This is a genomic window from Hymenobacter crusticola (genome assembly GCF_002154225.1).
Taxonomy (GTDB): Bacteria; Bacteroidota; Bacteroidia; order Cytophagales; family Hymenobacteraceae; genus Hymenobacter; species Hymenobacter crusticola.
In genome coordinates this window covers 1-6,004 of the sequence record NZ_MTSE01000066.1, presented here as the reverse complement: position 1 = coordinate 6,004, position 6,004 = coordinate 1, and the positions used below count along the sequence as shown (strand labels likewise).

The 6,004-nt window shown below is 44.3% G+C and carries 8 protein-coding genes; 1 reads left to right on the top strand and 7 read right to left on the bottom strand.

The features are described from left to right. Nucleotides 1-286: 286 nt before the first annotated feature. Nucleotides 287-1,570: a site-specific integrase gene (locus BXP70_RS28575; protein WP_086597535.1), complete on the top strand. Its 1,284-nt coding sequence runs from the start codon at nt 287-289 to the stop codon at nt 1,568-1,570. Here the strand turns inward: BXP70_RS28575 and BXP70_RS28570 are convergent. The 7 genes from BXP70_RS28570 to BXP70_RS28545 all read right to left on the bottom strand — a co-directional run bounded on the left by BXP70_RS28570 (nt 1,567) and on the right by BXP70_RS28545 (nt 5,766). Beyond that, nucleotides 1,567-1,830: a hypothetical protein gene (locus BXP70_RS28570; RefSeq protein WP_086597534.1), complete on the bottom strand. Its 264-nt coding sequence runs from the start codon at nt 1,828-1,830 to the stop codon at nt 1,567-1,569. The two genes, BXP70_RS28575 and BXP70_RS28570, sit on opposite strands and share 4 nt — an antisense overlap. Before the next feature lie 156 nt (nt 1,831-1,986). Beyond that, nucleotides 1,987-2,361, bottom strand: a complete 375-nt coding sequence (locus tag BXP70_RS28565; RefSeq protein ID WP_143436777.1) for a hypothetical protein — start codon at nt 2,359-2,361, stop codon at nt 1,987-1,989. Nucleotides 2,362-2,472: 111 nt separating this feature from the next. Continuing rightward, a complete protein-coding gene (locus tag BXP70_RS28560; protein ID WP_086597532.1) occupies nt 2,473-2,928 on the bottom strand; it encodes a hypothetical protein in 456 nt (151 codons plus the stop codon). Between the two features lie 223 nt (nt 2,929-3,151). Next, nucleotides 3,152-3,301 (bottom strand): hypothetical protein, encoded by a 150-nt coding sequence (locus BXP70_RS30140; protein ID WP_179197892.1) that lies wholly within the window; start codon nt 3,299-3,301, stop codon nt 3,152-3,154. Nucleotides 3,302-3,317: 16 nt separating this feature from the next. Beyond that, nucleotides 3,318-4,121 carry a hypothetical protein gene (locus tag BXP70_RS29775; RefSeq protein WP_143436776.1) on the bottom strand — a complete coding sequence of 268 codons (804 nt, stop codon included), beginning with the start codon at nt 4,119-4,121 and terminating at the stop codon, nt 3,318-3,320. Nucleotides 4,122-4,170: 49 nt separating this feature from the next. Beyond that, a complete protein-coding gene (locus BXP70_RS28550; RefSeq protein WP_086597530.1) occupies nt 4,171-4,752 on the bottom strand; it encodes a recombinase family protein in 582 nt (193 codons plus the stop codon). 3 nt (nt 4,753-4,755) lie between these two features. After that, nucleotides 4,756-5,766: a hypothetical protein gene (locus BXP70_RS28545; RefSeq protein WP_143436775.1), complete on the bottom strand. Its 1,011-nt coding sequence runs from the start codon at nt 5,764-5,766 to the stop codon at nt 4,756-4,758. Nucleotides 5,767-6,004: the final 238 nt, after the last annotated feature.

Here is a 6,004-nt window from a genome sequence, read left to right as displayed (position 1 = left end):
CGTACGGTTACTTAAACGGGCGTTTGTGAAATGATACAAGCTCATCCTTAGTAGTGCCCAGCCTGCTTGTAGGCCGGAGTGGCAAAGGACTTCGTTTTAGTGAATGTCATGCTCGTTATTATCTTGCGGAGGTAAGTTGTAGACTTTACGGGTGCTGGTTCGACCCCGGCTCTGGGTACTTTTTAGCTGTAAAACAGCGCCATTGGCCAGAAAACGGCCTTTCTAGTTCACTAGGAAGGTCGGTTTCTGGCCTTTTGCGTTTTCCGCGCTTTACAACCGCTTAACAATGCATTATTCAGCAAAAATTAATCTACGCTATCCAGCCCGGCAAGACGGCACGTGCCCGATCCGGCTCCAAGTGATCATCAGCCGCAAGCCCCAATTTGTATCGCTGGGCATCGGATGGTTTCCCGATTTATTTGATGAGCAGAAGGGCCTCTGTCTAGCTAGCGTACCGAAGAAGGCCCGACCGAACAGCTATGAGCAGGCGCTGAGCACCGCCACGGCGTGGGCCGGGGGCACAGCCGAAGCGCTAGAGAAGAAATTAGCCGACTACAATCTGATCATCGGCAAGGCCCTAAGTAAGGCGAACGATGTATTTGTCGAATTCCGACTAAGCGGCCAGGTGCTCACGGGCGACGGCTTTCTCTACTCTTATAATACCGAGGGCAGCAAGAAAGACTTCGTGGCCTACATGGAGCACAAGATTGCCGAGCGATATCGCAAAGGCAAAAGTCACCGTGATGGCATTAGCGAGACCACTCGAAAGAATCACACCAGCTCGCTGAATGCCTTGCGTGAATTCCGCAAGTCTCTCCCTTTTTTCTGCCTCAATCCCAAGTTTGCGGATGATTTTGATTCCTTTCTGCGCAAGCGGATCAAGTCCGTGAACACGATCTGGGGCCGCCATAAGGATGTAAAAGCCTACTTAAGTCTAGCCCGCAGGGATAAGATCAAATTTGAAGACCCCTACCAGGACTTTCAGAACAAGTCAGCTCCGGGCCAGTGGAAACCATTAAAGCCCGGTGAGCAACAGCTACTCGATGCTTATTATCAGCAGTGCGCGCCTCGCTCTCCTCAACGGCGCATCTTGGCGAAGTTTCTCTTTAGCTGCTGCTCCAGCTTGCGGCTGAGTGACCTAAAAGGCCTGCGTAATGCCCGGCTCGAAGGGCAGGAATTGCACTTCCGCATTTACAAGACCTACGATAAGAAGCTGCGCGAAATGATGCTGCCACTTACAAAGAAGGCGCTGAGCTACTTGGAGGATGCTGAGCGGGAAGAAGGTATGCCTGGCTTCTACGACTATACAGATCAGTACTCCAATCGGGCACTGAAAATTATAGCGGGCCATCTAGGCATTGAAACCCGGCTTCATTACCATGTTGGGCGTGAGACGTTCGCTACAGAATTCATTCGACGGGGTGGTAAAGTAGAAGTGCTCCAGAAGTTAATGGACCATGAGAAGATAGCGACTACCATGAAGTACGTGCACGTCGACAACGACATGAAGCGTGACGCCATCAAGATGCTCGACGAGTTGGACGACGTGCCGATGATGAAAGCTAGCTAGTGTCGCTCTACAATCAGCACGGCGAATACACCCACGATAAGGCAGAACAACGCCATACCGGAGAGTGCATAGTACCCATTCATTTTTTGAAAAGTACCGGTTAGAACAACCACTACGCACATCATCCAGCCATAACAAAACCACTTAATCCCATGCAGCAGCAGCGCAGATTTGATAAGGCCTGAATACTTCAATATCCAATATCCGATGAAGACAGGCCCGACGAAGATGCCTAGTGCTATTACGACTCCAGCAAGCATGTATTCTAGTTATTATTTTGACGATGAATATAAACTAAACTCGGCTAAAACGCAGGTCGTAGTTAAACACTAGGTAGTCTAGCTCTGCTGCGGCCGCCGAAAAGAAAAAGCCCCAGCCGCATGAGCAGCCGGGGCTTTTTCTTGTTCTCAACACACCTAGATTGTGTGCGTCACGATAGCTGGCACCTTCAAAGCGGGTACCGGCACGCGGCCCGTGAAGTAGTTATTGCGCGCCACCGTCCAGTGGCGAGGCCGGTAGTGCCACACCAGGTGGCATACACCCTTGTTTGCCGGCAACGTGACGCCTTTTGCGTTTAGGGTATCCAAGGCCTGCGGCGTCATGTCAGCCGCACTAAATACCGGCATGGTTGCCGTCACATAGCGCTTGAGGCTATCCGTTAGCCAAGTGTGGCGCTCCACTTGAATGAAGGGCAGCACTACTGGCTTCGGTATGGGTGGCGGCGGTGCTGCCATCAGGGCACCGATAGAACCAACACACAGCGCAAGGCCAGCAAGAAGAAATGATCTCATAATCGAAGAGTGAGTGAGATGAGGAAGATTGAAGAGACTCAAACTTCCGCACCTAACGCCGCTCAACGAAGGACAGAAAACAGGTCAACTTGCGATTAAAGACATATATGGTCAAGACAGCTTGTGAACATTGGACTCAAACCACTCTAGCAATGCCTCAACTGGCTGTTTAGTTGTAGCATGGAGAAAAGCTCCAGGGTCAATAGAATCTAGAACGTAGTCATTCCCACCTGAAAATCGAACAATGTGGATTTCGATAATATTATTTCTCGGCTGCTCAAGCCACACCACATGCCCTTTCTGAATATAACTATTTACTGCTCTCCAATATTCATCATCATGATAATTTAGAAGGACTGGCTCCTTGATTACTCTAAATAACTTACCCTTAGCTTCATCAAGAAAAATAACACTGGCCTTGCCTTCGCTCTGAATCATAGTCTCTGCCCCACTACTATCTGTTACCCGCCACAAAGGCCATGCAAGGTTCGAAGGAATAAAATCTCCTGATGCCCATACAGCCTTTTTGCCGGTTTCGAAGGGCGACCCGTTCTTATCGTAGATCATTGCTTAGTAGGTTAGATAGCTTCTTCAAAGCTACCTCAACCTCTCCAATAAACGTTCAATAGGTGTTCAGAAACCCTATTGGAAAAACGCCTGAAAAAACCGCCTTTATAGCATGCGTTCAGGGCTGGCGAAAGTGTTCGGAAACCGGTTTCTTACTGAACGCAAAAAAGCCCCAGATATTAAACTGAGGCTTTTTAAAAAGGCTTATGTGAAACATCATATTCTAAGTGAAGGCATGCCAGACACTTACTCCAATAGCTAGGAGGATAAAGGTCCAGATGGTGTAGCCTATCGCTTGCTCTACCTTCCAGAGCCAGGGGTATTGATCGACTAGCTTATCCCATATACGACCTAGGCCGAGACGCTTGGACATGAATCTATCGCAGTTACTAAAAAGAATTAAATAAAGATTTATCTTCTTCTGAAAGTCGCAAGAATTCTTGCTCGATAACTCCAACTAGCTCACAGTTACCAATACCACGTATATCAACTTCTTTAATAACTATAAACTCTTTTAATACATTATCCGCTTTTCTGTGATGCATATCAAATCCTTTAATATTAAATGCAAAAGACAACCCATTTAACTTTTGCAATCTAGAAGCCATATTAATACAAGAACCTGTATAATCTTTACCATTACCTACTGAAAATACAGTACCTCTAGCGAGTCCACACCTCAGCCCTTGCGGAGGATTTGGGATTAGTTTCTTTATAGAAGAATAAAAATTATCTCTATATTTATTACATATAACAGCACAACTAATAATTATATTCCTTCTAAGCTCTGGCGTAATAGAAGAAACATCCCATAAAATCATCAAGCCATCACCCATAAATTTTGTATAGAACGGAAGAGGACACCATAAATAAATATTATCATTATCTCTACGATCTATCATTTCTTCTTTTATAGAAGCAAACATCCAATCAATAAAACGACTCAAAAATGCAGGCACATATAGGTGAGGCTCTATCTGGGTACAAAAACTTGTGAAACCAGCTAAATCAAAAACTGCTGCAACTGCATCAATAGATCTACTATCAACATCTAAACTACCTAAACCTAGGTACGATGAATTAAAGGAATCTAAAACTTTATCTTTTAGTAATAAACCTTTACTACTCCCTTGTGGAACAATATCATATTTGATCTTTCCACTAACCAACTTATTCTTTCCGCGGTTATCCATACTATAGTTTATCTTGTTAAGCATTCTTCTTTTTCAAACCAGCAGCTTTTCAAGCTACAGAGATATACTTGGCTACAGTGCTAGGTGAAATCTTCATTGCCTTGGCAATTACTTGGTTCGACGCTCCCGTAGCTTTTAGTGCCCGTACTTGCTGCACGACGCTATCGTTGATAGTTGGCGCTCCCAGTTTAACACCTGCTGCCTTCTTCTTGGCCAAAGCGGCCTTGGTGTTTTCGCGCACCTTGATTAAGTCTTGGTTAGCAATAGTGGCCAGCATCGATACAATCACGTCCCCAAACGGACCGAGCGAATCTAGGTAAGGTTCGGTGAACGACTTATAATCCACCCCATGATCTTTTAGCTCCTTCAGGTATTTGAGTGTGGTGAGGGCGCCTTCGCGGCTGAAGCGGTCGAGGCGCCAGAATACCACCAAGTCGAACTTCTTCTGATAAGCCTCTAGTAGCAACTGCTTGAACTGAGCACGCTCGGCCTTGCTGCCCGACTCCTCATCGGTGAACACCTTATAGATGGTGCCGTGCCGCTCAGCAAACTCCCGCAACTGGTGCAACTGGTTTTCGGTATCCTGCCCTTTGTTCTTCGTCGACACACGGGCGTAAATAGCCACTTTCATATTTTACACTATGCCATCAAAAATATTAAATCTATAATCAAGAGCACCTGACTTGCCAAAGTTTTTTATTACCTCAAACATTTTTTCAATTTTATCTTGAAATGACAATCGATCAAACAACCTTCTTGACATAAACCATCCATCAGTCGCCAGTAAAAAGTAATTAATTATTTTAAGAGCATCTTTATCGTTCATTGCCAAAACATCTTTAATAGTATAATTATTAAAAATCTTATAATCTCTAAAAGATCCCATAACAAGAACTGTATGATCGTTGCGAGGGATCAAATTTATAAATACCGGATTTGAAGCCGGTATATAATGCGAACTTGCAGGATCTGCAATTAATGCAGCATTTATATTGTAAGGATTAAAACTAGTATTTGCGCTTCCATGTATGAAAGATGCTGCTATATCAAGCTTAGGCATACTCCTAATTATAAAACCAAAACTAAAGCTATTGTTTTTTATACCATCAAGCTCTTCCTCAATACTCCTTTTGAAAAACTGACAATCCTTTTTAGCTAATATCCTTTGAGCTTTTTGAGTTTTATAATATTCACGCATTTTAATAGGAAGCCTTAAATCGCTCCTTAATCTATTTTGAAAGTTTATAGTGTTATCAACCTCAATTAATTCCGCAACCACAGTCCTATAAGCTAAGAGCAAGCAATCTTTATATTTTCTAAAATCAGTATTTACGTTCTCTATATCATGAAATAGCATTGTATCATGTTGATTACAGAAGCCTTTAAAAACACTCGCCATACCTATACTAACATTTTTGAATTGTTCTGGCTTGAACGAGCTAGCAACTGCATGGGGATAAATTTCTATCACAGAACCTTTGTCGTCAGCTATGACGCTCAGCACTCCATTTTCTTGAATAAGATGTGAACCTATAGCATAGTTTGAACAACCAGGATGCGAACAGCGTCTAGGCGCTTGTCGTACTTTCTTAAGTGTAGCTTCTTTGATTGCATCCTGTCGTTTCTTCTCACTTGCTTGGTTCATGTCTTATAGAGATTTCTTACTCTCCAATATACGGTCGTTTTTTGGAGGGTATAGTCCCCTATGTGAACGGCCCGGAAACGCAGATTTTTAGGTCGTTTTTGTGCACCGTTTTTTGGAGGCTAGACAGTCTCTAGGTGTCCGAAAAAGGGCATGAAAAACAGCCCCAGAAAAGCATGTCTCTGGGGCCGTCAATCTAGGTCGATGAAGTGTCCAGGAGTCGAGCCTTTTTTGGAAGGGG

Bases quoted from the DNA above. Each gene is read 5' to 3' on its own strand.
- BXP70_RS28575 (WP_086597535.1), top strand. From the start codon at position 287: ATGCATTATTCAGCAAAAATTAATCTACGCTATCCAGCCCGGCAAGAC.
- BXP70_RS28570 (WP_086597534.1), bottom strand. From the start codon at position 1,830: ATGCTTGCTGGAGTCGTAATAGCACTAGGCATCTTCGTCGGGCCTGTC.
- BXP70_RS30140 (WP_179197892.1), bottom strand. From the start codon at position 3,301: ATGTCCAAGCGTCTCGGCCTAGGTCGTATATGGGATAAGCTAGTCGAT.
- BXP70_RS28550 (WP_086597530.1), bottom strand. From the start codon at position 4,752: ATGAAAGTGGCTATTTACGCCCGTGTGTCGACGAAGAACAAAGGGCAG.
- BXP70_RS28545 (WP_143436775.1), bottom strand. From the start codon at position 5,766: ATGAACCAAGCAAGTGAGAAGAAACGACAGGATGCAATCAAAGAAGCT.
- BXP70_RS28560 (WP_086597532.1), bottom strand. From the start codon at position 2,928: ATGATCTACGATAAGAACGGGTCGCCCTTCGAAACCGGCAAAAAGGCT.
- BXP70_RS28565 (WP_143436777.1), bottom strand. From the start codon at position 2,361: ATGAGATCATTTCTTCTTGCTGGCCTTGCGCTGTGTGTTGGTTCTATC.
- BXP70_RS29775 (WP_143436776.1), bottom strand. From the start codon at position 4,121: ATGGATAACCGCGGAAAGAATAAGTTGGTTAGTGGAAAGATCAAATAT.